Source organism: Bombilactobacillus apium (assembly GCF_013385145.1).
In the GTDB taxonomy this organism is placed as follows: domain Bacteria; phylum Bacillota; class Bacilli; order Lactobacillales; family Lactobacillaceae; genus Bombilactobacillus; species Bombilactobacillus apium.
On record NZ_JABZEC010000004.1, the window covers coordinates 146,536 to 171,998 of the forward strand.

A 25,463-nucleotide genomic window follows, 5' to 3' on the forward strand; every position below is an offset into this window, starting at 1 on the left:
ATAGACAACATTTAGGAGTTAGGAGCATGTTAATATCATATCTAACCGAGAAACAAAAAAGTGAAATTTTACAGTTAGCGTGGCATTACAGTATCATGAGAGGATTGAAATATTATATCTTTTTTTATGATATTATGATTGTTGCGGTGGTTGCTTGGGAAATAAGAGATTATCCCAGATTAACTTGGTTTTACATTTTTATGGGAACCGTTTGTATAGTTTTTGAGATTTGGTATTACGGATTTTATACTAAATCTTATTATCGACAACATACACTAGAACGATCAGACTTAGTAGATCAAGATTTTGCGCTAGCCTTTTTAGATTGTAGTCCTTCAACTCAGGAAAATTATTCTCAGTTAGTAAGGCAATCTCGAAAATTACAGCGCCAATACAAAATGCAAGAACAACCGCTACCAGGAACTGCTGAATACAAAATTACCGATGATCGAATCTTCCAAAAAAGATTTATAAAGGATAATATTTTTCAAGGGGCACACGCTTATAAAATGATTATTAGTACGCAAGACTATTATATTTTGGCACAAGATGATCATTCAGAAAATTTCTTTCAGAGAAGGATTAATCGTTTAACAATCATTGCCAAAACGGCTGAAAATATCGCAATTTTGGATAAATACCCTAATTTTAATAATAGTTTAAAATCTGTAACGAATCATTATTTTAGAGTTGATATCTAGGCAATCTTTGAAATAATTAATTGAATGATTTCTAATATACCGGAAACTGCGGGGAGTCCTCCATTAGTTACAATTATTATTCCTGCTATAATTAATACGCTTATAGCCACAGAATTAGTAATTTTTTCTGGGTTGATACCTTGGAAAATATTATTATTGATCTTTACTTTAGCCTTATAAACAAGTGATAAGGCATCCGATAATGGGCCTTGATCAGTTTCAAAAATATCAATAGTGATGGTTACAGAATAGCTTCGATCAGTGTTTACAGCGGAACTAATTGTCATCAAACCTGATTTGATTTTAGTAAAGAGTGAATTGGATCCAGTTTTATCTAACACAATATCTAAGACTCCACTAGGCAAATTAGAATGGTGCCGAAGCCAGGCACCTAAGTCTACACTAGATATACCGTTTTTATTAATTGTAATTGAGCCTGATCCTCCTTGAGCAGACAAGGAATTTCTGGCAGTAACACTTAACTCTAGAGTATCATCTTTATAAATTTTTACTGTTTTGCCAACGCTTAAATTAAAATCTCCGAGTAATTTTTTCAAAGCTGAATTAGGGCTAACAAAATCAGTACGAGGAGCAAATTTATTGGTCCCCAAATCACGTCCCGAAGAAGCTCCTTGGTCAATATCGACGCCCCCGATTCCGTATTCTACAAATTGATCAAAAGCCCAATTATGAGGCATTTTGAAACCAAGATTGCCACTCCAGCCGTAAGACATGTCGGCAACAAAACTGTGAGTAACCAGTGATTTAACTGCCTGACAGGCATTTCGGGTTCCATAAATACCAACTTGGTATTCCAAGTTTTGACAATATTGGGCAATGCTTTGGAAATAAGGAACAACGGTCCCGGCTAAATCTCCGGCTTGAATATCGACATCTACCGCGAAGTAAATTGTAGAAGCTCGAGGAAAGCCCAGTTTGCGAGCGGCTAAGACAGCTGCTGCAGCGTCGTTGATTCCTTGGGTAGCTGTAAAGTAGCTAACTTCGTAACCGCCATCTTCATAAATTGGAAAAATTTTGAGACCAGCAGCCGTTAAATTTTTAATTTCCGCTGTGGTTAGATTTTTATTGCGTCGATTGGTTCCAGTTCCCACCGAACCAGTTAGATAGCGACCAACAATCTTAAAGCCATAGTTTTTAATCATCTGCGCTTGAGCGGCACTTAACTGGGTTGCGGTGTCGAAGGTATCTGAATCGCGATTGGTATTTCCATTACTGGTTAAGAGTCCTTTAATGACCGTTAGGTCAGCTGTAGCAGTATATGGTGGCAATTTCATGAACTTCCGGAAATCGACAATGGCGGTGCTAACGCTTGTATCAAAATTTCCGTTAAAGCTGCCAGTATAAAAGCCGTTAACATATAGACCGTACTGGATTAATTTTACGATTGCCCCTTGGGCTCCGGGGTTGACTGTGGGAGTTCGACTAATTGTGCCGGGGCCATAAACCCCATTGGCCGTTGAACCTAAACCTTCAATTCGTTGGAGATAGTAGATTAAAGCTTGGTTGGTATCTCGTTGGTAGATACCATCACAAGGAAGAACACCTAACTGTTCACTATATTGACTATTTAAAGCTTGTTGCATTTCCCGGATTCGGGCATCTCCTTTCGCTAATAAAGTAAAAGCACTCATGTCAAAGAGGGCCGCGATTAGATTGACAGTTAAAACTCCATTAGCAGTCAATCCAGCATTCTTTTGTAAGTTTTTAATTGCGGATCCTAAATAAACATCATATTTTTCAGTAAAACTTTGAGGATTGATACCTTTGCACCAAAAGGCCCCTTTAATTAATTTGACAATTTTGCTGGAAGAATTAAGTTGGATTCTACCTAATTGAGTTGCCAGTTTAGACTTAGTCAAGGGACCAAAGCCATTGGCTAAGGAAGTAATCCCTAATTCATGTTGTAATCCTTCTCGCAGGCTGTAAATTGTAGCCCAACCTGTTTGGCCGTTTTCTGGTGCTCGGTCGAAACCGGCCAGAGAACCATACGTTTTGTTTAACCATTTTTGAGTTGCTAAAACCATTTGATCTGCCATTTTTGCAAATCCTCCTTTAATTATTTATAAAGCTAAGTTGGAAATTGTGACCTCCTTTTCGTCTTTAGTTATCAAGTAGTTGCCTTTTTTTAGACTATATTCTAAAATAAAGGTGGACTAAAGAAGCGCTCTAGATGCTTAGCTAACGTCCAGGAGCGGTTCTTAAATTTCTTGATGGACTCATTATTACACTAAAGTCTAATTATGTAAAGAAATAATTTCACTTTAGTCTAAAATAAATCTGCTGATTGGAGGAAAATCCTATTATGGCGCTCTTAGATAATATTAAAAGAATTGCGAAACAACATGGATATAATTTGACGGAGGTTAATGATCGAGCCGGCTTGGGCAAAAATACGATCTATTCATGGAAGTTAAAAACACCTTCTACCGAAAATTTACAAAAGGTGGCGCAAGTTTTACAAGTTTCATTAGAGGAACTTTTAGGGGAATCAAAGCCAAAAGAAGAGACAATTGATATTACCCAGGCAATTCAAGCAGATAAGCTGCTGGCTTATGAAGGTCGCCGGATTCCCCCCGAAGAGATTGAAATGATTCGGCGGATTATTGAAGGACGTCGGTACCATGGATGATCTAATTACTTATTTATTAAATTACGCTTTTGATCATGGTTATGGTTCAGAAATTCTCAATGATGCTCCGGCGGATTGGCCCTCGGTGGCTTCACCAGAGTTGAAATTAGTCTTTATTAACTTAAATTGGTGCCGACCACGGGAGATTCCTTTTCAAATTGCGCATGAAATTGGCCATTTGTTGTCCGGGGATGTTTGTCAGCAGAATGACTTGTATCATCTCCAACTGCAAGTTGAAAATCGAGCCGATCTCCAGGCTATTAAAATATTGCGTCAGTATTGCCAAGATTGTGCGATTGAAATTACTAATCCGCTTGTCTTTGCGCAACAGTTTGGGATTCCTTATCGTTTATATAACTTAGTTGAAGCTAAGTGGTCAGCGTAAAATAAAAACGACTCTTACCGTTAAGATAAGAGTCGTTAGGGACCTGAAGTCCGCGTAAATATTAACTTATAAAAAAAGCCGTTGTAACTTTCTAGTTAGAAAATTACAGCAGCTTTTATTGATTGGAAAGTAATTTCTAAAGGTTGGCAGCAGCAGCTTCATCCACAATGATCGTTGCATTAGGATGATTTTGGAGAACGCTGGCTGGGCAATCTTCACTAACTGGGCCATTGACGGTTTTAGCAATCGCGTCAGCTTTGTTAGCACCAAATGCCAACAACAAGATGTGCTTACTCTTCATGATGGAAGCAATTCCCATGGAGATTGCTTCCCGAGGAACATCGTCTTCGTTAGCGAAGAAACGAGCATTGGCGTCGATTGTTGATTGGGTCAATTGAACGCGGTGAGTTCCACAGTCGAAAGGAGTTCCTGGTTCGTTAAAACCGATGTGACCGTTTTGACCAATTCCTAAAATTTGGATATCGATTGGATTGTCGTCAATCAATTGATCGTAATGCTTAGCTTCAGCATCCAAATCGCTAGCGTTACCATTAGGTACGTAGGAATTCTTGAAAGGTTTGTATTGGAATAAATGTTGGTTCATGAAATAGTGGTAACTTTGATCATTATCAGCTGTTAAGCCGACATATTCGTCGAGATTGATTGAAGTCGTTTGTGAGAAATCAAGCTCACTATCGACCATTTTTTGGTAGAGGGTTTCGGGTGTACTACCGGTAGCTAAACCTAAGACTTTCGCATTGGCTTGCATTCCGGTGGCAATAATTTCAAATGCTTTTTGACTTCCAGCAACTTTATCAGCAACTTTAATAACTTGCATAATTTGTGCGCCCCTTTAATATTGGTATAGTCCAATTATAGCGCACCGCTTTCAAAAGTCAACTCTCGTCCTTAAAAAGCCTAATCTTGAGACTAAAAAAACGCCCCTTCCTTTCGGAAAGAACGCCATAATTAAAACTATTTCTTTAATCCTTTAAAGCCTCCGACTTCGAAAAGCACCTGTTCAAAGGAGAATTTCTTGGCTAAAGCTGCAGTCTTGCCCTTGAGCTTCAAGTGTGGGGTAGTGACTTCGGCAATTCCGTGGCTGGCACCAAGAGAAGCAATTGTTCCCTTAGATTTGTAGGAGAATTTCTTTTGCGGAGCGTCTTTCAAGGCAGCCGCAATATTTTGGGCTGCAACGTTAGCTTGTGCAATGGCTAGTTGACCAGTTGTTGGTAACGGACGGCCGGAATTAGGATCCATGGAAGCTGAATCATCACCAATGACGTACATTTCCGGATGATCTTCAACATTCAAGTAGTCAGTTACGACAATCCGATTTCGCTTGGCATTGAAGCCGGAATCCTTGATCACATCACTTCCGCTAACTCCAACGGTCCAAATAATTGAACTAGCATAAACCCGTTGGTCTTCTTCTTGACCATCAGTCGTGTAGACAACAGCGTTAGGTTCAATCTTCTTGATTTTAGCCCCAGTTAAAATCTTAATTCCGTTCTTGCTCAAGAAGTCAACGGCGTATTGAGCTAGGCCAGCATCAAACATTGGTAGAATTTGGTTCGCCATTTCGATACTGGTAATCTTAATTTCGGGAACATTGTACTTCGCTTTTAAAATTTTGGTCGTTTCAATTAATTCTCCCAATAATTCAATGCCCGTAAAACCGGCACCACAGACGGCAATGCTGAGGTCGTTAGGGTCTTGGGAATTCTTGTAATTACGAATATTAGAATTAATTACTTGATAAATTTTTTCGGCAGAAGGAATGTCTTGAAGCTTGTAGGAGTAATTGTCAGCTCCTTCCATTCCGAAGTTTTCGGAGCGGAAACCGAGACCTAAAACGATGTAATCGTAGTTCATGCTTTCGTGGTCGGCAAAGTCGACTGTTTTTGCTTCAGAATTGATTTTAGTAACGTTAGCTTGGATAAAATTGACCCGGTCGGGAATAACGGCACGAATATCGAAACTGATATCATCCGGTTGGGCAGTTCCAGCGGCAACTTGATACAATTCGATCGATTCGACGTGCTTGGTGTTGCGATCGATTAAGTCGATTTGGGTATCTTGAGGAGCCAGTTTAGCTAACTTTCGAGCGGCAGCTAAACCAGCATAACCAGCACCTAAAATAATAATGTGAGCCATGTAAATCGGATCCTTCTTTCTGATTAGTATAATTACCATCATTATAAACTTATTCTTAAATCCTGAAAACTAATATTGTTTAATTTATCAATATTTTTAATAGCAGAACCTTTTGTGGAACCGATTGCACTAGCGTATAATAAAATGTGATAACTGAAATGAGGTGCAAATAGGATGTTAATTATTTCAATTAATGCTGGTAGTTCAAGTTTAAAGTGGCAATTATTTCAAATGCCGGCTAAAAAAGTGATTGCGAAAGGGATGATTGATCGCTTAGGAACCGAACAGGCAGAATTTAAGGTTAGTTATGGTCAAGGACAGAAGTTTAAGCAAACGGAAGCAATCTTGACTAAGGAAAGTGCCGCAACACTGGTTTTAACCCGGCTTAAATCCCTCAAAATAGTGGAACATTTGGAAGCGATTAAAGGAGTTGGCCACCGGGTGGTTTCCGGAGGGGAAGTTTTTGACCGTTCAACCGTAATTGATGACCATGTTTTGTTGCAGATTGAGAACTTTTCTGAGTTAGCACCGTTACATAATCGAACGGAAGCTTACTTTGTCCGAGTTTTCCGAGATTTATTACCCCAAGCTTGTCAGGTTGCAGTTTTCGATAATGCCTTCTTTGCGCACTTAGATCCGATTAATTATTTATATCCGATCGATAAGAAATATTATGATCAGTATCAGGTTCGTAAGTATGGTGCTCATGGGACTAGTCATCGTTATGTTACCTTGCGGGCGGCTGAATTATTAGACAAGCCGGTTACAGAAACCAGTTTGATTACTTTACATTTGGGAAGTGGCGCCTCGGTTTCCGCCATTAAAAGCGGTCAGGCTTTAGATACTTCGATGGGCTTTACTCCCTTGGCGGGAATCATGATGGGGACCCGGTCGGGAGATATTGATCCATCAATTATTCCTTATATCATGGAAAAAGAACATCTGACTGATGTTCGCGAAGTAATTAAAGCTTTGAATAATCAGTCTGGTCTTTTAGGCGTTTCCGGGCTCTCCAATGATAAACGCGATATCGATGCTGCTGCCGCCGCTGGCAATCAACGCGCGCAATTAGCGCAAGAGATGTTTAACAACCGAATTGTTAAATATGTGGGTTCCTACTGGGCGCTATTAGGGAAAACACCTGATGCCTTAATCTTTACGGCGGGAATTGGGGAAAATGATCAAGGTGTTCGTTTAGCTGTCGGTCAAGCTCTAGCTCATCTGGGGGTCAAAATTGATCCGCAAGCTAATGATATGCGCGGTCAGGAACGCTTAATTAGTACGCCTGATTCTCAGGTTAAAGTCTATGTAATTCCGACTAATGAAGAATTGATGATTGCGCAAGATACCTATGACTTGACCGCTAAAGAATAATTCTTAGCCCAAAAATTGGGGGGATTTGCTAAAGTTAAGTGTCAAAATTCACAGGGAAATAAAATTGAATTGCTCCTAATAGTTAGCTAGACGTCTAACTATTAGGAGCAATTTTTAAATGACTAAATATTCAACTATTAACGACCCGCTTATGAGCAAGTTGCTTTTGATAAAACTTAATGCGTTGGTAAATCTTTTTTAAATGCTTAGGCAAGGTATTAATGACCCCGGCGGTGTAATTTAAATGACCGACATTGACGTCAACGGCGGAATACTTGCCAGTCTCAGGCTTAGGATTAAACTCAACTTCAAAGGGCAGACTGGCCCAATATTTACCATTCTCACGGTATACACTGATAACCTTAAGCACACCTGATAAATCAACGTGTTTACTTAACTTGATGTCAGCCCAGTTTTTAGCTCCATGTGGTTTGCCCCAATCGGGCTGCGCCTGATCGATCAAAGAAGTTTTTCCAAGCCTTTCCCAAGTCAGCAATCGCTAGTTGTAGCGTTCTAGCTGACAATTTATATTGCCAATCAGCTTTATTTGTGACTAACTCATTCCGGACAGAATAAGTATTTAGTTGCAGGCTGCTGGAAGCAAGCATGTGCAAATCATACATGTCGTTCCAAGTAGCTAGACCTTCATTCCAACAGTATCTGCGATAATCACAGAGATTATCGATCACTTTTTCAAACGACTAATTTGTGGTGAATTAGCTTCCAGAAAACAACAAATCGGATGAGAATCAAATTCTCATCCGATTTGTTGTTAGTTGTACTGTCCTTTATTATACTTTCGACTCAATAAGATTTATTGATAAGCAATCTACTCAAGTCCTTGTCAACCAATTATTTAGGATTAGGTGCCGTTAATTCTAAATCACTCCAAAAATTGGAGCTATTTTGAGGCAAATCGTTAAAATTCTTGACCCGATGATTGATCGGCGTCCATTGTAGGTTGAAGCTTTCCGCTACATAAGCCGCTTGGTCATTCATATAAGCCTGCCATTTCTGGAATTGCTGCTTACGATAATTGTCGTTCCAAGCTTGATCATTATTAATCTGGTTTAAGAGCTTGGAGTTTTCCTTAGTAACAAAATGTCCCATGTTAAAGGTTGATTCTGCACCATAAATACCATCCGGACTTGGCTCAGTTCCTGTCGCCCAAGCTGCGGTGTAGACATCAATTTTGTTTTGCTTTGGCTTTTGTAAAGTATCATAAAAACTGTTCATTTCCATCGGCTTCCCCGTCGTCATCTTGACGTTTAAGCCTACTTTTTGCCATTGTTGAATATAGTAACGATAGGTGGATTCTGTCGCTGCCGAACTTTGCATCCCGCCAAAGTAAATGGTCAACGCTTTGCCATTCGGTTGTACCCGCCATTTACCACTCTTTTTATAACCAGCTTCGTCCAAAAGCTGTTTGGCTTTTTGTAAGTCATATTTATAACCGGTTAATTTTTTGTTATTATATTTTTCAAAAATCGGTGGTATTAGACTATTGGCCTGCCAAACTAACCCATTACCGAATTTATTATTAACTGCTTTGACATCCACTGCATACATCATTGCTTGCCGTAACTTCTTATTATTCATCTTAGCCTTCGAATCCATCACATTTACTTGCTTTTGGGCATCGTAATGGCCAAGATTAAATCCAAAGTAACTATAGTTGGCTGCGGGTTTTCCGACCCAAGTATAATTTTTAAGTTTCTTAACGCCTGGGTACTGACTGGCCGGGACACTGTGGTCTCCAGTGGTAAAGTCATACTTACCAGCTTTCAGAGCGGCAGCAATATTATGCTGGGAAACAACTTGAATATTAATATGCTTAATCTTTGGTTTAGCCCCGTAATAGTAAGGGTTAATCGACCAACTGGTGGATTCGCCTTGAACCATCTTGTCAAGCTTGTACGGTCCTGTAAAAATCGGATTCTTCCGAATTTGTGGAGCAGCGGCTAATTTAGCAATCGGCACATCTTTGATATATTCATAAGGTTCAGGACATTGGAATAAGAAATTATTGCCCGCGTACTGCATGGCCGGAGACATCTTAGTGTAATGAACTACGACTTTCTTGCCATGATCCCCCTCCGGATAAGTAAAGCCAGAAATCGTTTGGGCTTTGCCGCTGTGGTAATCTTTCATCCCCACAATACTCCCCATTTCGGAACTGTAATGGGTTGAAGTACTGTTTTTATTAGCGATCACTTCATGGGCGTATTCAATATCTTTAGCAATTACTGGCTGGCCATTAGACCATTTCCCGTTGGGGCGAATGGTCAAAGTGATCGTCTTAGCTTGCCGGTCAATTTTTTGATTAATTAAACCACCATCAATTATTTTATAATCCCGATCGGTTTTAAAAGTCGTAAAGTCAGCACCGCCCGGGCTAAAAACATCGGCGTCTTCTGCATTATCTTGTAAAGCACTCGAACTAATTCCTTTAAAAGGCGACGGTGCGACTTCCGCTAATTTTAAAGTACTGTCGTTACTTGTTGCCTTCCCAGAAGCACTATACGTTTTCGCCAACTTTGCCTGCGGACCTTGTTTTTGACTTTGATTAGAATCACTATTGTTACCACAAGCGGCTAAGGCAGTCACGGAAAGTAAGGTAACTCCCGCCGCTAGCCATTTTTTAATTTTTGCCATCTTCTTTTCTCCCCTAATTATCTGAATTAAATGATCTGTACTTAAGTCCCCTCACCTCCTTTAAGTCTTGCTAGACTTAACTGCGTTGTTGGCCCGCCATGGTGGAATGGCGAATTACTTGACCAATGTAACTAATTGCAAGACATAACAGAATAATAATGACCGCTGCTGGCAGCCAAGTCCACCAATACTGGGTAATATTTTGCGGATCGTTGGCATTAGCAATCAAAGTTCCTAATGAAGGTGTACCTAAGGGCAATCCGAATCCTAAATACGATAAACCCGTTTCTACACCCATATTTTCAGCAAAAGAAAGGGTGGTATCGACAATAATTAATGATGAGACATTTGGTAATATTTCCCGGAAAATAATTTTTAAGTCCCGACTTCCCGAGGTCTTAGAAGCTGCTACGTAATCTTTTTGCGTCTCCGCCAAAACCCGAGATCGAATCAAGCGTGAGGTTCCCATCCAATAAAAGACCGCCAAGATAAAGGTCAAACTGAACGCATTATAATTAGGAATAATGGTCACCAGCACAATAATAGTCATTAACATGGGAATAATCATCATAAAGTCATAAATTCGCTGCAAAACTAAATCAACTTTACCGCCGTAATAACCGGAAATTAGTCCCCAACAAATTCCCCAAGTGGAAGAAATTACTGTTAAGCCTAAGGCAATCCCAATTGAATTGCGCGCGCCAACAATTAATTGTTGTGCAATTGAGCGCCCTCCAGAATCTGCTCCCAGCCAAAGCCCGTCTTGAAAAGGTTTGCTGTAATAATGCATAATACTTGTTTCCATCATCCGCGGTACATTAATTAGAAACGAAGCGAGGATAACTATTACAATAAAGCCTACCACTACGATTAACGAGCCAAAGGCCGGCCGATTAGCTTTAAATTCTTGCCAAATAGTTTTCAAAGTCGACGGTGGGGCTTGCGTAGCCGCCGTTGCCATTAAATCAGCTAACTCGGGGGTAAGTTTGTTAGAATGCTTTTTTCTTTTCATCAGACCTTCCTTTCTACTCGACACGAATCCGGGGATCAACAACACTTAAAATTAGATCCGACAATAAGGTACCTAACAAGTTCAGACAGCCGTATAACAAAACTAGCGCCGTAATTACGGTGTAATCACGATAACTAATTGCGTTTAAAAATAAGAGTCCCATTCCCGGATAAGAAAAAATCATTTCAGCAAAAATGGAACCACCTAATAACCCGGTAATCGAATAACCGGCAAAAGAAGCAATTGGCAACAAAGAATTTCGAAAAATATGATGGCGATAGATAGCCTTAGTCGGGACTCCTTTAGCTCGAGCAGTTTGAACATAAGCTGATTTTTGGGCATCAATAACTTCGGACCGTAAATACTGGACAATATTAACGGTACCAAACAAGGCTCCTAATAATCCCGGTAACAAAATGTGCTGGAAACGAGACCAAAGATTGCCACTCCAGCCACTTACATTAGCGGCTACTGACCCACTAGTCGGAAACCAGTTCAACTGATAGCCAAAGATCCAAACTCCGAGCACTAAAATCACAAAGTAAGGCATTGCCATTGTGACGTAGGTGTAAATTCGAATCAAAGTATCCGGCCATTGTCCTTCGTGCCGACCAGCATACATTCCTAACGGGAGACCAATCACGTAAGTCATGAGCATTGTAAATAAGGCTAACCAGAAGGTATTTAATCCGCGTTGAGCGATTAAGGTGGTTACCGGTTCTTGATATTCATAACTCATACCTAGATTACCGTGAAACAAATGTACCAGCCAGTTCCAATACTGCTGATACCAAGGATCATACAAGCCATTAATCTTCATCAAATGGTGTAATTGATCCGGACTTGATTTGGGATTAATCATCCCCGTAAACGGATCTCCCGGCATGGCTTTAGCTAAGACAAAAACTAAAATACTTAAAATTATAATTTCGGGAATCATGATTAAGATTCGCCGTAAAATTGTTTTCCACATAAACTTGATCCCCTCAATTTCCTAGTTGTTGAATTTTAGTTGTGGGTAAAGCCACCCAATGTGTTGATGTCAGCGGCTGCAAGTCAAAAGCTCGACCCTCAGGATCATAATATTGGGCTTGCTGTTCTTGATAAATTCGCTCTATTTTTCGCCGCCGTTCTTGCTGAGCCGCCCGTTGAGCAACGTTAATTTCGGGGATTGCGGCTAAAAGGCGTTGGGTATAAATATGCTGAGGATGTTGATAAATATCCTCGCGAGTCCCTACTTCCACCAAACGTCCTCGATGCATAATACCAATCTTCTGGCACATATGCCGGACAACTCCTAAATCATGTGAAATAAACAAATAAGAAATCTGTAATTCCTGTTGAATTTTTTTCATAAAATTCAAAACTTGGGCTTGAACTGATAAATCTAAGGCGGAAACTGGCTCATCGGCGATAATTAATTTAGGATGCGTCGCAACCGCCCGGGCAATTCCGATTCGCTGCCGCTGTCCTCCAGAAAATTGATGGGGATACTTATACAAGGCGGTGGCTGATAAACCAACGGTTTCCAATAACTGCAATACTCGCAGTTTCTCCTCTTCTTGAGAAAGCTGGCTAAAGTTGCGCAAGGGCTCCGCAATAATCTCCCCAATTCTTTTTTGTGGATTCAAGCTGGAAAGTGAATCTTGAAAAATCATCTGCACTTCCCGGTTATAATTTAGCTGTCGCCGCTGTTTAGCCTGAGTTACTGCCTGTCCTTGATAGAGAATTTGTCCGCGGGTAGCGGTTTCTAATCCAACGATAGTCTTACCAGTCGTTGATTTTCCTGAACCTGATTCTCCAACTAAGCCAAAGCTTTCCCCTGACTCAATCTGAAAACTAATCCCATCAACTGCTTGCACTGTGTCCACAATTCGATTCCAAAAACCTGCTCGCAGTGGATAATAAACTGCTAAATCTTGCACTTCAATTAAACTCATGCTTTTGTCCCTTCTGGAAACTCAAATTGTTGATAACAACTGCAGCGAACATAATGATCCGTTTCTACCTCATGCAAAATAGGATTCGGTTCATGGGCTGCTGGATTCAACCACGGAATTCGGGGGGCAAATCGATCTCCTGTCAGGGGCATTTCTTGCAAAGAAGGCACCATACCCTCAATGACATAAAGTTCATCAGTTGGATTATCCCGCTGAGGCATTGAGCGCAACAAAGAACGTGTATAGGGATGCTGCGGCTTTTCAAAAATGGCCTGCACTGGACCCAATTCGACAATCTGGCCACCATACATAACGGCTACTCGGTCGGCGGTTTCCGCAACCACTCCTAGATCATGGGTAATCAAAATGATTCCGGTTTGGCTTTCTCTTTGAATTTGCCGCAATAGGTCAAGAATTTGAGCTTGAATGGTCACATCTAAAGCTGTTGTGGGTTCATCCGCAATCAATAAATCTGGTCGACAAGCAATCGCAATCGCAATAATCACCCGTTGCCGCATCCCCCCTGACAACTGATGCGGAAACTGATGCGCAGTCCGCTGGGGATTTTCAATTCCTACCTCCTTCAGCAACTCCAAAACTCGTTGATGGCGTTGGGTGGCAGTTAGATCAGTATGATAAAAAAGAACTTCCGCAATCTGGGCTTCAATTCGCTTTAAAGGATTCAAGCTAGATAAAGGATCTTGGAAAATCATCCCTAGTTTAGCGCCGCGCAAAGTATTATAGTGAGCCTCATCTAAGTCGGTTAATTCCTGTCCGGCAAATTGAATCGAGCCGGTAATTCTTGTTTCTTGGGGATCTTGCAAACCCATAATGGTGGTTGCCAGCGTGCTTTTTCCACAACCCGATTCTCCGACAATCGCTAAAATCTCATTGGGATAGACTTGTAAATTGAAATCCGATACAGCCGGGTAATATTGACCATTAATCTTAAATTCAGTTTGAACATTTTTCAGATCTAATAAAGGTATCTTAACCATAAATTTCACTTAGCTCCCTTATTTCAATTTAAAAATTAATCATTTTCTAATATATAAGTTATGGAATAATTCTTTAAGTAGTTTGGGATAAATCAGCTAATTCTAATTTAAAAAACTTATTAAAGGCCAAACTAATTGGCAATTATCCTGATTGTAAATCTTTCTTTTTCTGAGAAACGTAATATTTCAATATGGAAATTTTTTAATCTTAATCTCAGTTTGTTAGTGCAAGAATCGAGCCGCTGCGAAAAATAAGGCGTCTGATTAACGAAATTTCCTTAACTTTTTAGCCTCCACAAGAACTTATTTACGTAATAAAAAACCGCCTCTATTGCTCGAGTGGCGGTTAAAATCTGTAAAAGTGATCGTTCCAAAACTTTATTTTCTAGGAAATGTTTAGAGATAATGTAAATTGACACTCCCCAAGGCTACATCTCCTTGTAAATACAAACCCAGTCCTTCCGTTTGCGAATATGAATACTCAGTCCAAGTTACACTAGCTAGAACTGCTTCTGTCTGATCTAATACCGGAGCTCCCCGGGGAATAAAAAGGTCTACTCACCCCATAGTAACATCTAAATCAACCTTTACATCTTGCTCCCAAGTACCTTCCGACCAATAAATTTTAAGTTTGGACATCGTAGCATTAATGTTCATTTCCGAAATTTTATTATTGGGCAAATAGCGAATACTGTTCATCATTACTGCCTCGATTTTAAGAACTCGTTTAGACCCTGGTGCTGGCTTCCACCAATACTATTGATTCTTCCTAAAACTAAGGATAAACCAATTTGAAAGAGAACTGCCACAAAGAATAAGAAAACGAGTGTAAACCGATTCAGAATTGAGAAGTGATCATAATTGACAATGATTGTCATAACTGCTGCATAATAACAAACTCCAAAGATGCGGCGATTCAATCCCCAAATAAAAGCAAACAGGAAAAATAAACTGGCTATTGATTGCGGTAAATTTAAGTCCATTGGAAAATTTGTAAGCTGATTCAAAATTAATAATAGTGCCCCTAACATAAAAGCTAATCCGAGAAAGGATCGGTTTCTTTTCTTCATAAACTTGATCCCCCTGTTAAGTATTGTCTTAGTTGTTGGTAATATTTGCGCGAAACGTAAACTTGTTTGGCGGTTTCTTGAAAAGTAATCCGCGTACTGGAAACTGTATACTCAATACCATAGATCGCATTCAAATTAAGAATTGTTGATTTTGAAATGCACATGAAAGATCGAGGCAGTAATTGTTCCAATTCATATAGATGCAAGCGGGTTTGATAGATCTCATGCTGAGTATGGGCCTGCACTTGCCGATTATCGGTTTCAAAAAAGAGAAATTGGGTCATTGCCAAATAGTATTCTTTTCCCGCATTATTCTACATTTTAATCAATGATTATTTTCTCCTCGGATGATCAAAGTTGGGGATCTTATGAAAGATATTGGCATAATTTTGCAGAAATATTTTTAGGTAGCAGCAATAGTTTTTCGTAATTTTGCCATGAAGCTTGAGCTTCTAAAATACCTCTAGAAACTGAATCTTTAGTGATAAAAAAGCACTCTTTAATAGTGTTTAACTATTAGGAGCACTTTAAAATTTTCGCATAGGTTTTTTATTGAGCAGTGATATAATCTAAGACCTGAAATAAGAATTGGCGGCCGGCCTCAGGAATCGGAGTTTGTAAAATACTGGTCGCATCTTGCTGGAAAATTGAACCAGCGAAATAAGGGTAATCGTTGACGACCATTTCCCGGAGATTATCAGCTTGAAGTTCACAATGAAATTGGAAACCAGCTATCCGATGCTGCCAGACGAAAGTCTGATTGTCGAGAGCAGCGCTGGAAAAGAGTAAGGCTGCCTCAGCAGGTAAGTAGAACATTTCTTCATGCCAATGTAAGGTCAAAAATTCTTCTGGTAAGTCAGGAATTAAGGGACTTTGCCGCTTAACTGGGGCCCAGCCAACTTCTTTGGCTGGAGCTTTTTGAACCGGAAGGCCCATTGTTTTGGTGATTTGTTGCGCCTCGAAGCAAGCCCCAAAGGGGGTTTTTTTTGCATAAGGAGCTCTTGAATTAGCTCTCGTTCGGCGTGAATCCAGTCTAAATCATCATTGGGGCTCATCGGCCTGCCTAAGATGGCTAAGAAATCAGTCTCTTTAGCGCGGGGAAGATGGCCAAATTGATAGGGATGGTAAATGTAAGGATCATAGTGGCGTGCATGAGCCCAGTTAAGAATGGTCCTGGGAAGTATGTTGGCGAATATTTAAACACATCAGTTCAGCTTCTTTTTGGATTTTAGAACCAAGCTTGCCAAAGTAATCCCAGACCAAAACTAATTACTTGGACGAAAGTAATCAAGAAGAGATTTTTAACGGCATAGATAAAAGTTTTGGTTTTAATTTGGGCGTGGAATAATTCCCGGGTATTGCGGTAAATGATCGGCAAGATCAGGAAAGTAAGGATGAAAGTCCACGGTAAAATGCCAACAATCATTACACTCAAAAGTAAAAGGTAGCCGCCAATTAACAAGGCAGCGTAAAAATAGAGACTTTTGCGCACCCCGAGATAGCGAACGATGGTATGCCGTTTTAAATCTAAATCTTCTTGATAGTCGCAAATATTATTGGCCAGTAATAAGGAGCCAATGGCACAGGCGCTGAGTCCGGAAGCCCAAAGAATGGGACCGACGAATTGCCAGTTAAAGGTGACTAACGAAGAAACATTAATGTAAACTGCAATCAGAAAAATCATGAAGCCCATCGTGAAACCGGAACAAAATTCCCCGACCGGCAGAGAATCGAGCGGATAGGGGCCGCCGGCATAGAGAAAGCCAATCGCGAAACAAAAGATTCCCAAAGCTAGGAGGATCCAACCGGTTCGACTAACCAAAATGATCCCTAAAATAGCTGCTAGGAACATGAAACCGTAATTAAGCCAGGCAATTTTGTGAATATCGAGATGGTTGACCCCGATTACGTTAGTTTTTTCGCGAAATTCGGAATGGTGGGCCGCGTTTTGATAATCCCAATAATTATCGTTAATATCAACCGCCATATTAAATAAGAGCATGGCGATAAAAAAAATTATCGAGTTGAGGGCGTTCAGGTGCTGAAAATGATATTGAGCGTAAGCAATTCCTAGTAAACATGGGAAAATGCTGGCGGTTTTTGCTTTGATTTCAATTAATTCCAAAAAGACTTTCACATTCAATTTATCAAAAATCCTCCGCTATTTTTTGCTATACTTGTATTTGATTATAATACATGTAAAGGTGGCAAGCGATGATTAATCCGATTTGGAAGCCCTTTCCCAAAATTGAAGCCCAGTTACAAACAGTCCAAACGCTAATTTTAGAACAAATTCGGCCCTTACCGCAGCCGCTCGATGACTTAGTGCGACAACAAGTTTTAAGTGGTGGCAAGATGTTACGTCCGGCCTGCTTATTGTTATTTAGCCAATTGGGTCCGGATCGTGATTCGCCTCAAATTCTCCCGGCGGCGGCCGCAATTGAAATTTTACACCTAGCAACTTTGATTCATGATGATGTAATTGATGATGCTGACTTACGCCGCCACGTTCCCACAATTCAACGGCGCTTAGGTGATCGGAATGCTATTTATGCGGGAGATTATTTAATGACGGCCTATTTTAGTTTAATTGGTCAAGTAGCTCAAAACCGGGAACAAATTTTACTTAATGCTCAGGGGATGCGCAAGATTTTATTGGGCGAATTAGATCAACTCCAGATTAATCGCAATCTTGACGCCACTGTCAAAATGTACTTACACGAAGTGAGTGGGAAGACAGCGCAATTACTGGAATTAAGTGCGCAATTCGGGGCTCAATTAGGGCACGCCGAAGCTCGGTTGATCCATCATGCGCGTTTTATTGGGCATAATCTGGGAATGGCTTTTCAAATTGAAGATGATATTTTGGATTATCGTGGTCAATGGCAGGTCGGAAAACCCCATCTGGAAGATTTAAAAAATGGGGTCTACACGATTCCCTTAATCTATGCTTTACAAGCTGATCAAGATCAAAGTTTACACAATTTCTTGCAGGAACATCCCGACTTGACCAGCCAAGAGTGTCAACAAGTAGCTCAATGGGTTGAAGATTTGGGCGGATTGACCGCTGCCCAGGAGTTAGCCTTCAAGTATACGCAAAAGGCGCAAGTCTTAATTCAAGATTTGCCCCAGGGACGGATTCGCCAAGAGTTAGCTTATTTGACCCGGAAGTTGTTGAAACGCCAACAATAAATGAAATCTAAAAAACGCCGAGATAATTTTCTCGACGTTTTTTTGTTATTCCGACCTTTTATCTTAGGTGAGATTCTCTGGAAGACCTTGATCCATTTGGTAGAGCGTCTGGAAGTGCTGATTAGTACGCATTAATTCTTGGGGACTACCGGCCATTTCAACTTGGCCGTGCTGCCAGAAAATAACTTGGTCGACATGTTTAACTCCTTGGAGATGATGAGTGACCCAAATAATCGTCTTATCAGCTAAAACTTCGAAAATAGTTTGCAGTAAGGCATTTTCGGTAATTGCATCTAAGCCGACAGTGGGTTCGTCCAATAAGACAATAGGCGCATCCCGAAGTAAGATCCGGGCCAAAGCGATCCGTTGCCTTTCCCCCCCCGAAAAACGCGCCCCAGCTTCCTGAACGTAAGTGTCGTAGCCTTGCGGGAGGGCTTCAATGGTCTGGTCGAGGCGGACCGCTTTCAGGGCCGCTTTCACTGCCGCATCCGATTGAGCTTCATTTCCTAGGCGAACATTATTCAAAATGGAAGTGTTGAATAAGAAGGGTTTTTGGTTTAAAAAGGAAAAAAGGGGTTCGGAGTTTTCTTGTAATTGGCGGACATTGATCCCATTTAATTCAACTTGGCCGCGTTGGGGGACGAGATCCCCGTTGATTAATTGCAGAATTGTTGTTTTCCCACTGCCACTGGGACCAATCAAGGCTAATTTTTCTCCGCGATGAATTGTTTGAGAGAAGTTGTGGACCAAAGTGGGGGTATCAGTCCCGTATTCAAATTCTAGATTACTTAATTCCAAGGTCTGAAAGTCAGCTACCGCTAACTGTTTTTGGGCTGGTAAAGTGAGAGCAGTTGGCTGGAGATTATTTAAGCGCCGCACGGAATCTTGATAAGCGGGGTATTCTTCAAAACCTTGGCTAATAGCGACAATCGTTTCTCCGACCGGTGCCAGGGCGAGGACAAAAGCCGCAGTGTAATTGGCGGCTTCGGTATTTTGGGTGAAGTAAAGGTTGGTAAAAACCAACAAAACTAGATAAATAATTCCTAAACCAATCTGTAAAGCCCAATCACGTTGCCAGCGAAACTGGCGGCTGCTTAATTTAGAAGTATTAAGTTCTTGAACTGTCTTTTGGGTGGCAGTTTGAAAGTCTTTCTTTCGTCCCGAAAGCAGCCAGTCATTAGCGCCCAAAATATTATCAGTAAGATTAGTGTAGAGTTGATCTTTAAATTGTTTTTGCTGGGTTCGGCGTCCAGCTTCGACCGCAGTCGATAATAAGGGCACTACTAAAGCTTCAAAGAGTAACAAGATTCCGACCAACAGACCAAATTGCCAACTGAAATAGCCAATTCCCAAGGTCACAATGACGACTAAGAGCAGACCGACAACCGTCGGGAAGACCGTGCGCAAATAGAGATTTTGTAAATGGGCAATATCTTCGGATAAGAGGCCCAGAAGATTGCCACTTTGGTATTTTTCTTCAAAAAAGGCGGCGTCTTGTTCGACAGTTTGATAAAGACGTGTCCGTAATTTAGAGGTTACTTTCAAGACCCAATTATGGCTGCGTAAACGTTCGATATACTTAAAAGTTGGCCGGCCAATTCCAAAGGCTCGAGTCATTAAAATTGCCGGGTAAATCATCAGAATATTATAGGGATGGGTCGCTGATTTGTCGATTGTATAACCCGAGGTGAACATTAAAGCGCCCCCACAAACGGTGGTCAAAACTCCGAGCAGCAAGACCGTCGCGAGGAGAAATTTATATTGTTTGAGATAGGGTTTCACCCAAGTATCTTGTTTCCACATTAGAAGTCACCTCGCATTTGCGTGATTAGGTCAAAGAAGGGACCTTGTTTTTCTTGCATCAAAGTCGCCCGCGGACCTTGAGTCACAATTTGACCGTGATCCATAACGATAATATAGTCCATCTGTTGGAGCCAGTGGAGACGATGAGTCGCAAAGAGAACTAAGTGTTGCTCCATTAGGGGCACTATACTTTGTTTCAAAGCATACTCAGTTTCAATATCTAAGTGAGCTGTGGGCTCATCAAAGATTAAGACCCGCCGTTCTTGGGCGAGAAAAGCGCGGGCCAGCATAATTCTTTGGGCTTGGCCGCCAGAAATTCCCCGTCCCCCTTCGCCGACGACAGTTTCTAATCCTTGGGGAAGGCTGGCTAAGAAGGTTTTCAAACCGGCTTGGGCAGCAGCTTGTGCGACTGCTTGTTCGGAAGCTTGGGGTTCATAGAAGCGGATATTATCGGCAATTGTTGCTCGGAAAAGATAAGGATTTTGCGGTAAATAAGCGAATTGTTTTTGCCACTCTTCTTGGGCGAGATGGTCCAAAGAATGGCCGTTTAACTTAATGCTGCCCCCTTGGGGAACTAAAAAACCGCTCAGAGTTTGGAGGAGGGTCGATTTACCGGCCCCCGAAGGACCAATAATTCCGACATGTTGAAAGCCGTGTAAAGAAAAAGTTAAATCCTGTAAGTTAGCTGAGGCAGTCCGGGGGTCATATTGAAAATTGAGATTTTTAATTTCTAATTGGCTGTCAGCTTGCCAGGGGCTCGCCGGTAATTGTTGGCGATTAGTAATCGTTGGAAGATGAAGCAGTTCCATAATTTGAGTAAAGGCATTTTTACCATTAAGGGTGGCGTGATAATCTCCCGCGAAGTCGCGCAGCGGTAAGAAATATTCCGGTGCCAGAATTAAGGTAACTAACGCCGGATAGAGGGGGAGGGAACCTTTCATCAGAGCCAATCCCAGGAAAACCGCCAATAAAGCGATGGAGAGGGTTGTGAACCAATCCAAGGCGAAAGTCGAGAGAATGGCAATCCGTAAAGTACTCATGGTTTTTTGCCGATACTTCTCACTAACTTGATAAATGTTTTTGGTATAGCGTTTGCTGAGGCCCAACATTTTAAGAGTCGTCAGACCCCTTAGAGCATCTAAGAAATGGTTGGATAAAACCACATATTCCGCATATTGGGAATCTGCTTTCGCTTGAGCAGCATAGCCGAGAATAATCATAAATAGGATAATTACCGGAAAGACCAGAATTAAAATAATCCCTGAAGTTACATCTTGAAAGAAAACGTAGACTAAAATCACCCACGGAATAATCATCATATTCATAAATTTCGATAAAATCAGATTAAGATAATTATCGACTTCGTCTAAACCATCTAAGGCCACGGTTACTAAATTCCCGGTTCCTTGACTAGCAGCTAATTGAGCCCCATTAGTGTAAATCTGGTCCAGTAATTGTTGCCGCAAGTTCTCGCTGGTTTGAGTCGCAAAGCGATCTAAAAGGCGACTTTTGATCCAAGTTAGACCGTGACGCAAAGCCAAAGCGATAAAGAAGGCAAACATTGGTCCAAGTAAAGTGGCCAGTGGTTGGCGTTTCCAAGAATTGACGAGAGCGGTGGTTAAGAAGCTAGCTTGGAGTAAAATCATAAAAGCTTGCAGGAGGGTTAATCCTGCAAGCAATTTAAAGAGTGATTTTACACCTGGTAATTGAAACAGGCGTTTATCAATCATAGTTTATTCTACAACTTTCTTATCTGACGGTACTCGGTGAGCAAAAATGACGTAGGACCAGATGAAGTAAATTAGGACAATTGGCAGTAAAACACAAACCACAATGGTCATAATTTGTAAGGCCATCGGTGAAGAAGCGGCATCTTTGATGAGAATATTGTGGGCAGGATTAGTCGCAATCATCACCCGTGGGAAGAGACCGTTAAAAATCAAAATTACCACAAAGGCGAGGGAGAGACCGCTCCCCAGTAAACTGGAAATTTCGCGATCTTGGTAGACTCCCCAAGCTCCGACAAGGGACATAACCACGATTAATAAGGTAATAATCGTGCTGGAAATTGGTTTAGCCGTGAAGAAATCGGTTTGGAAAATAACCAAAAGGGCAAAAACTACTTCGCCAACAAAGAGAACCGGATATAAAATTCGATTTAACTTTTGGGCCCGTTCCCGTAAGATCCCTGTGGTTGTTAGCCGCGTGTAATTGAGACCATGAATCACGGACATCAAAACTCCGGCAACCCCACCGACAATTGATAACCAATTGACGAAGTCAAAGAACATCAATTGTCCGTCGCCATTGGCATCAAGAGGTACTCCTTGAATCATACTGAAGAAAATCATGCAGAGAATGAAGGGAGCAAAGAAACTCCCGAAGACGAACATGTTGTACCAAAAGTGCCGGCCTTTTTGAGTCTCAGCATGACCGGCAAACTCAAAAGAAACTCCTCGAAGAATCAAGCCGGTTAAGACTAATAAGAACATAATATAGTAACTGGAAAATAGACTAGCATACCACAGGGGGAAGGAAGCAAACATCGCCCCCCCGGCGGTTACCAACCAAGTTTCATTAACGACCCAGTGGGGACCAATAATGTGTAACATGGTGTCTTTTTCTGCGTCAGTGCGGGCAATAATCCCTGACGCCATACCGACCCCGAAGTCGAAACCTTCCAGAAAGAAGAAGCCGACAAAGAGAACACAAATTAAAAGGAACCAAACTAGTTGTAAAGTAGTCATTAGTTAAAAGCCTCCTTCATGAAGGGATCCGAACTAACGGGAGCCTTTTTAGGACCATCCAAAGAGTCTAAACCGTGGTGCAAGGTTTGCCGAGAATAGTAAACCATTATTCCCCCTAAGAGGGTGAATAATAAGAAGTACAAGATATTACTGAACCATAATTGTCCCGTAGTGGTTGCCGGCGAAACCGCATCGGCGATCGTGTACAAACCGTAAACAATCCAAGGATAACGTCCTAATTCAGTGACAAGCCAGCCACAAGTATTGGCGATAAATGGTAGCCAGATCATGAAACCTAAAATATACATAAACCAACTTTTATCGAGTAAAGTATCGTGCTTTTTGCGCGACCAGAAGAGGCCCAAGAGGGCGACTAGAACAAAGAGGGCGCCAAAACCAGCCATGAAGCGGAAACTCCAGAAAATGCTGGTTGTTGGGACATAGAAGTCTTTCAAATCGCGAATACTCTTACTGGAATTGTTATCGAACTTAGCTTTTAATTCTTTGTTGAGGGTATTCATCCCCTTAATCCCACCGTCGAATTTGTGGTAGGTCAAAAGGCTCAACATATAAGGAACGGCAATCTCGTGATCGACTTTATGATTCTTAGTATCAAAAGTAGCTACAATTTTCCAAGAAGCGGGTGAACCGGTATCTTGATACTCCCCTTCAGTAGCAGCGAATTTCATTGGTTGATCTTGAATAATTTGTTGAGTTTGGAAGTCGCCAGCAATGACCGTTCCTAAAGCGGCAACTAAACCAAACCATAAACCAAAGCGTAAGGAACGTTTAAAGAACTGGTGATCTTTTTGCTTCCGAATTAAGGCCCAAGCGCTCATTCCCGCAATCACAAAAGCAGCTGTTGTAAAGGCCCCCAAGATCAAATGGGGGAAAACCCGCCATAACTGGGGATTGCCAATGATGTCCATGAAGTTGGTCATTTGAACCCGATGGGTGCTGCTGTTAATCGTGAAGCCAGTCGGATGCTGCATGAAACTATTGGCCGCTAAAATCCAGATGGCTGACAACATCGTGCCAATGGAAACTAACCAAATAAAGGCGGCATGAATTCCTGGTTTGAAGCGATCCCAAGTAAACATCCAAACGCCAATAAAGGTGGACTCCAAAAAGAAAGCCAGTAAAGCTTCAATCGCTAAGGGGGCGCCAAAAATATCGCCCATAAAACGAGAATAATTCGACCAGTTCATTCCAAATTGAAACTCTTGGATTAAACCGGTGACAATCCCCACCGCAAAACTAAGTAAAAAAATCTTCCCCCAAAATTGTGCCATTTTCTTAAAGATTTCATCTTTTTTGATGGCATAGAGAGTTTCCATAATTGCCACCAGAAAACCCATACCAATAGAAAATGGGACAAAGAAGAAATGGAAAATAGTGGTCATCGCAAATTGAAATCGCGCTAGCGATAACAAAGATACCCCTATTGTTAACATTTCTTTCACACTCCTTCAATTAACTAATATCTATCCAACACCATGATACGTTTATTGCCCGTTAATTACAATAAAAAGAGTGACTATTATTGTAAGAACTAAATTTTATTTTATATAAACGATGGCTACTAATTTAATTTTATTAATAAATTTCAAGTGAAAATTAATTTTTAGCAACTATGAAAAATAGGAAAACTTTTTAAAATTAAAAAGTCTAAGTCGCCCAAACTTTCCACACGGCTGAGCAGGTAATTAAAAACAAAAAAAGAAATGACAACATAATTGTCATTTCCGGGAGGAGTAAGGATGTGAATAACATTTATATAGTGTAGCTAATTTAAAAATAACTACACTTATATGGTAAGCAAAAAATGTGACTAAAATGTGAAGGAAAATTAATTAAAAAAAGTTTTTCAAGCTTTAGTGCCGTTTAGTTTTGAAACTCCGTTTACCAGTTTTTTTAATTGGTACGGTGGGAGCAGTTTCGTCAGGCGCCGTAGCTGCCATTTTTTTAGTTGCTGGGGCCGGGCTTTTTTTAGGTCGCCGCCAAGAAGATATTTTGGAATCTGGAGAGTTCGTTTTTTTAGGGGTGGGAGTCGGTACGGGTGCTAGTGCTTGACTGTCTTTTTGGGGAGCTGCCTTTGCGGAGCGTGCCGAGATGGCCTTTTCTGCTGTAGGAACAGTTTTCGTCGGCGCCGAAGTCTTCTTTTGCCGCGTAGGCGTCGGTTTTTTTTGTGGGTTTGTCGCAAATTGAGCGATAGTTTGATATTTCACGTCCGCTGAACTGGCATCTTTTTCATAATAGCTTGTACTGTGGGCTTGACCGTTGGGGCCAATCTTAGGCCGCAAGAAATACTGATTGATGAAATTAGCCAGACAAATAAAGATCCCAATTGCCAAGCCAGCACTAAGCCAAAGAACGAGACTAGGAAAATTAGCCTGATTGAGAAAGCCGAGGCAAATGCCTAGAGCAATGACGATCAGGCTCACGAGGCTAAAATTAAATCTTTTTTGATTATAAAAAATAATGTTAATCAAGCCCGCAATCCAGAAACTAAAAGCCACCACGGCCGGTGTTGCGTTACTGATATCGGCATAGCCAGTTAAAACTAAAATTAATCCCGTCAGTTGATAATCAATTAAAATTCCGATCGCCATGATGATTAAGGCGAAGCCACTAATTAAGTTGGTTGTTTTCATCGCGTAAGTCCCCCTAGAGAAATTACCATAATTATTGAATTAAATATCTTTATTTTACCGCAATCTGAAATTAGAGACCATTGTTAATCACTTATCTTCTATTATGGTAAGCTTTTAAAATGTGT

22 protein-coding genes and 2 pseudogenes are annotated in these 25,463 nt (G+C 41.0%); 5 read left to right on the top strand and 19 right to left on the bottom strand.

All coding sequences use genetic code 11. From position 1 onward, the window contains the following. The first annotated feature begins 26 nt into the window (after positions 1-26). Positions 27-701 (top strand): hypothetical protein, encoded by a 675-nt coding sequence (locus HU830_RS05510; protein WP_176942778.1) that lies wholly within the window; start codon positions 27-29, stop codon positions 699-701. Here the strand turns inward: HU830_RS05510 and HU830_RS05515 are convergent. Then, complete coding sequence (locus HU830_RS05515) at positions 698-2,758, bottom strand: glycoside hydrolase domain-containing protein (protein ID WP_176942779.1); 2,061 nt, start codon at positions 2,756-2,758, stop codon at positions 698-700. The genes HU830_RS05510 and HU830_RS05515 overlap by 4 nt on opposite strands. Before the next feature lie 266 nt (positions 2,759-3,024). Between HU830_RS05515 and HU830_RS05520 the strand changes: the two genes are divergently transcribed. Together HU830_RS05520 and HU830_RS05525 are read left to right on the top strand one after the other, a co-directional pair. Beyond that, positions 3,025-3,351, top strand: coding sequence for a helix-turn-helix domain-containing protein (locus HU830_RS05520; protein WP_176942780.1), 327 nt, complete (start codon positions 3,025-3,027; stop codon positions 3,349-3,351). Further along, on the top strand, positions 3,344-3,736 hold the full coding sequence (locus HU830_RS05525; protein ID WP_176942781.1) for an ImmA/IrrE family metallo-endopeptidase: 393 nt from the start codon (positions 3,344-3,346) through the stop codon (positions 3,734-3,736). Before HU830_RS05520 ends, HU830_RS05525 begins: the two co-directional genes overlap by 8 nt. Positions 3,737-3,872: 136 nt before the next feature. Here the strand turns inward: HU830_RS05525 and nagB are convergent, their stop codons facing one another. Beyond that, positions 3,873-4,574 (bottom strand): glucosamine-6-phosphate deaminase, encoded by a 702-nt coding sequence (gene nagB, locus HU830_RS05530; RefSeq protein ID WP_176942782.1) that lies wholly within the window; start codon positions 4,572-4,574, stop codon positions 3,873-3,875. Between the two features lie 137 nt (positions 4,575-4,711). After that, the gene (locus HU830_RS05535; protein WP_176942783.1) at positions 4,712-5,893 is read right to left on the bottom strand and encodes an NAD(P)/FAD-dependent oxidoreductase; all 1,182 of its coding nucleotides are present in this window, start codon (positions 5,891-5,893) and stop codon (positions 4,712-4,714) included. 174 nt (positions 5,894-6,067) lie between these two features. On the opposite strand from HU830_RS05535, the gene HU830_RS05540 reads away from it, so the two are divergent. After that, complete coding sequence (locus HU830_RS05540; protein WP_176942784.1) at positions 6,068-7,267, top strand: acetate/propionate family kinase; 1,200 nt, start codon at positions 6,068-6,070, stop codon at positions 7,265-7,267. Between the two features lie 136 nt (positions 7,268-7,403). Here the strand turns inward: HU830_RS05540 and HU830_RS05545 are convergent. The 11 genes and pseudogenes from HU830_RS05545 to HU830_RS05595 form a co-directional block, all read right to left on the bottom strand. Beyond that, positions 7,404-7,890: pseudogene (locus HU830_RS05545) on the bottom strand (RNA-guided endonuclease TnpB family protein); the annotation flags it as partial. A 229-nt stretch (positions 7,891-8,119) separates the two neighbouring features. Next, positions 8,120-9,922, bottom strand: a complete 1,803-nt coding sequence (locus HU830_RS05550; protein ID WP_176942786.1) for an oligopeptide ABC transporter substrate-binding protein — start codon at positions 9,920-9,922, stop codon at positions 8,120-8,122. 76 nt (positions 9,923-9,998) lie between these two features. Further along, complete coding sequence (locus HU830_RS05555) at positions 9,999-10,934, bottom strand: ABC transporter permease (protein WP_176942787.1); 936 nt, start codon at positions 10,932-10,934, stop codon at positions 9,999-10,001. A 13-nt stretch (positions 10,935-10,947) separates the two neighbouring features. Further along, entirely contained in the window at positions 10,948-11,907 is a 960-nt protein-coding gene (locus HU830_RS05560) for an ABC transporter permease (RefSeq protein ID WP_176942788.1), read from the bottom strand. Between the two features lie 13 nt (positions 11,908-11,920). Beyond that, entirely contained in the window at positions 11,921-12,874 is a 954-nt protein-coding gene (locus HU830_RS05565) for an ATP-binding cassette domain-containing protein (protein WP_176942789.1), read from the bottom strand. After that, positions 12,871-13,872: an ABC transporter ATP-binding protein gene (locus HU830_RS05570; protein ID WP_176942790.1), complete on the bottom strand. Its 1,002-nt coding sequence runs from the start codon at positions 13,870-13,872 to the stop codon at positions 12,871-12,873. Before HU830_RS05570 ends, HU830_RS05565 begins: the two co-directional genes overlap by 4 nt. A 558-nt stretch (positions 13,873-14,430) precedes the next feature. After that, the gene (locus HU830_RS05575) at positions 14,431-14,574 is read right to left on the bottom strand and encodes a hypothetical protein (RefSeq protein WP_176942791.1); all 144 of its coding nucleotides are present in this window, start codon (positions 14,572-14,574) and stop codon (positions 14,431-14,433) included. Continuing rightward, a complete protein-coding gene (locus HU830_RS05580; RefSeq protein WP_176942792.1) occupies positions 14,574-14,942 on the bottom strand; it encodes a hypothetical protein in 369 nt (122 codons plus the stop codon). The genes HU830_RS05575 and HU830_RS05580 overlap by 1 nt, the downstream gene beginning before the upstream one ends. After that, positions 14,939-15,226, bottom strand: a complete 288-nt coding sequence (locus HU830_RS05585; RefSeq protein ID WP_228765833.1) for a LytTR family DNA-binding domain-containing protein — start codon at positions 15,224-15,226, stop codon at positions 14,939-14,941. The genes HU830_RS05580 and HU830_RS05585 overlap by 4 nt, the downstream gene beginning before the upstream one ends. A gap of 265 nt (positions 15,227-15,491) precedes the next feature. Then, positions 15,492-16,138: pseudogene (locus HU830_RS05590) on the bottom strand (type 1 glutamine amidotransferase). Between the two features lie 32 nt (positions 16,139-16,170). Beyond that, positions 16,171-17,085 carry a 1,4-dihydroxy-2-naphthoate polyprenyltransferase gene (locus HU830_RS05595; RefSeq protein ID WP_176942794.1) on the bottom strand — a complete coding sequence of 305 codons (915 nt, stop codon included), beginning with the start codon at positions 17,083-17,085 and terminating at the stop codon, positions 16,171-16,173. Positions 17,086-17,156: 71 nt separating this feature from the next. On the opposite strand from HU830_RS05595, the gene HU830_RS05600 reads away from it, so the two are divergent. After that, a complete protein-coding gene (locus HU830_RS05600) occupies positions 17,157-18,134 on the top strand; it encodes a polyprenyl synthetase family protein (RefSeq protein WP_176942795.1) in 978 nt (325 codons plus the stop codon). 63 nt (positions 18,135-18,197) lie between these two features. Here the strand turns inward: HU830_RS05600 and cydC are convergent, their stop codons facing one another. The 5 genes from cydC to HU830_RS05625 all read right to left on the bottom strand — a co-directional run bounded on the left by cydC (position 18,198) and on the right by HU830_RS05625 (position 25,338). Then, the gene (gene cydC, locus HU830_RS05605; protein ID WP_176942796.1) at positions 18,198-19,937 is read right to left on the bottom strand and encodes a thiol reductant ABC exporter subunit CydC; all 1,740 of its coding nucleotides are present in this window, start codon (positions 19,935-19,937) and stop codon (positions 18,198-18,200) included. After that, positions 19,937-21,667: a thiol reductant ABC exporter subunit CydD gene (cydD, locus tag HU830_RS05610; RefSeq protein ID WP_176942797.1), complete on the bottom strand. Its 1,731-nt coding sequence runs from the start codon at positions 21,665-21,667 to the stop codon at positions 19,937-19,939. Before cydD ends, cydC begins: the two co-directional genes overlap by 1 nt. Positions 21,668-21,670: 3 nt before the next feature. After that, positions 21,671-22,684 carry a cytochrome d ubiquinol oxidase subunit II gene (gene cydB, locus HU830_RS05615; protein WP_176942798.1) on the bottom strand — a complete coding sequence of 338 codons (1,014 nt, stop codon included), beginning with the start codon at positions 22,682-22,684 and terminating at the stop codon, positions 21,671-21,673. Next, the gene (locus HU830_RS05620) at positions 22,684-24,138 is read right to left on the bottom strand and encodes a cytochrome ubiquinol oxidase subunit I (RefSeq protein WP_176942799.1); all 1,455 of its coding nucleotides are present in this window, start codon (positions 24,136-24,138) and stop codon (positions 22,684-22,686) included. Before HU830_RS05620 ends, cydB begins: the two co-directional genes overlap by 1 nt. 420 nt (positions 24,139-24,558) lie before the next feature. Beyond that, positions 24,559-25,338, bottom strand: coding sequence for a hypothetical protein (locus HU830_RS05625; RefSeq protein WP_176942800.1), 780 nt, complete (start codon positions 25,336-25,338; stop codon positions 24,559-24,561). Positions 25,339-25,463 lie beyond the last annotated feature (125 nt).

Bases quoted from the DNA above. Each gene is read 5' to 3' on its own strand.
- HU830_RS05600 (WP_176942795.1), top strand. From the start codon at position 17,157: ATGATTAATCCGATTTGGAAGCCCTTTCCCAAAATTGAAGCCCAGTTA.
- cydD (WP_176942797.1), bottom strand. From the start codon at position 21,667: ATGATTGATAAACGCCTGTTTCAATTACCAGGTGTAAAATCACTCTTT.
- HU830_RS05570 (WP_176942790.1), bottom strand. From the start codon at position 13,872: ATGGTTAAGATACCTTTATTAGATCTGAAAAATGTTCAAACTGAATTT.
- HU830_RS05525 (WP_176942781.1), top strand. From the start codon at position 3,344: ATGGATGATCTAATTACTTATTTATTAAATTACGCTTTTGATCATGGT.
- HU830_RS05580 (WP_176942792.1), bottom strand. From the start codon at position 14,942: ATGAAGAAAAGAAACCGATCCTTTCTCGGATTAGCTTTTATGTTAGGG.
- HU830_RS05510 (WP_176942778.1), top strand. From the start codon at position 27: ATGTTAATATCATATCTAACCGAGAAACAAAAAAGTGAAATTTTACAG.
- HU830_RS05540 (WP_176942784.1), top strand. From the start codon at position 6,068: ATGTTAATTATTTCAATTAATGCTGGTAGTTCAAGTTTAAAGTGGCAA.
- HU830_RS05625 (WP_176942800.1), bottom strand. From the start codon at position 25,338: ATGAAAACAACCAACTTAATTAGTGGCTTCGCCTTAATCATCATGGCG.
- HU830_RS05565 (WP_176942789.1), bottom strand. From the start codon at position 12,874: ATGAGTTTAATTGAAGTGCAAGATTTAGCAGTTTATTATCCACTGCGA.
- HU830_RS05560 (WP_176942788.1), bottom strand. From the start codon at position 11,907: ATGTGGAAAACAATTTTACGGCGAATCTTAATCATGATTCCCGAAATT.
- HU830_RS05575 (WP_176942791.1), bottom strand. From the start codon at position 14,574: ATGATGAACAGTATTCGCTATTTGCCCAATAATAAAATTTCGGAAATG.
- cydB (WP_176942798.1), bottom strand. From the start codon at position 22,684: ATGACTACTTTACAACTAGTTTGGTTCCTTTTAATTTGTGTTCTCTTT.
- HU830_RS05550 (WP_176942786.1), bottom strand. From the start codon at position 9,922: ATGGCAAAAATTAAAAAATGGCTAGCGGCGGGAGTTACCTTACTTTCC.
- HU830_RS05585 (WP_228765833.1), bottom strand. From the start codon at position 15,226: ATGACCCAATTTCTCTTTTTTGAAACCGATAATCGGCAAGTGCAGGCC.
- HU830_RS05520 (WP_176942780.1), top strand. From the start codon at position 3,025: ATGGCGCTCTTAGATAATATTAAAAGAATTGCGAAACAACATGGATAT.
- HU830_RS05535 (WP_176942783.1), bottom strand. From the start codon at position 5,893: ATGGCTCACATTATTATTTTAGGTGCTGGTTATGCTGGTTTAGCTGCC.
- nagB (WP_176942782.1), bottom strand. From the start codon at position 4,574: ATGCAAGTTATTAAAGTTGCTGATAAAGTTGCTGGAAGTCAAAAAGCA.
- HU830_RS05515 (WP_176942779.1), bottom strand. From the start codon at position 2,758: ATGGCAGATCAAATGGTTTTAGCAACTCAAAAATGGTTAAACAAAACG.
- cydC (WP_176942796.1), bottom strand. From the start codon at position 19,937: ATGTGGAAACAAGATACTTGGGTGAAACCCTATCTCAAACAATATAAA.
- HU830_RS05555 (WP_176942787.1), bottom strand. From the start codon at position 10,934: ATGAAAAGAAAAAAGCATTCTAACAAACTTACCCCCGAGTTAGCTGAT.
- HU830_RS05620 (WP_176942799.1), bottom strand. From the start codon at position 24,138: ATGTTAACAATAGGGGTATCTTTGTTATCGCTAGCGCGATTTCAATTT.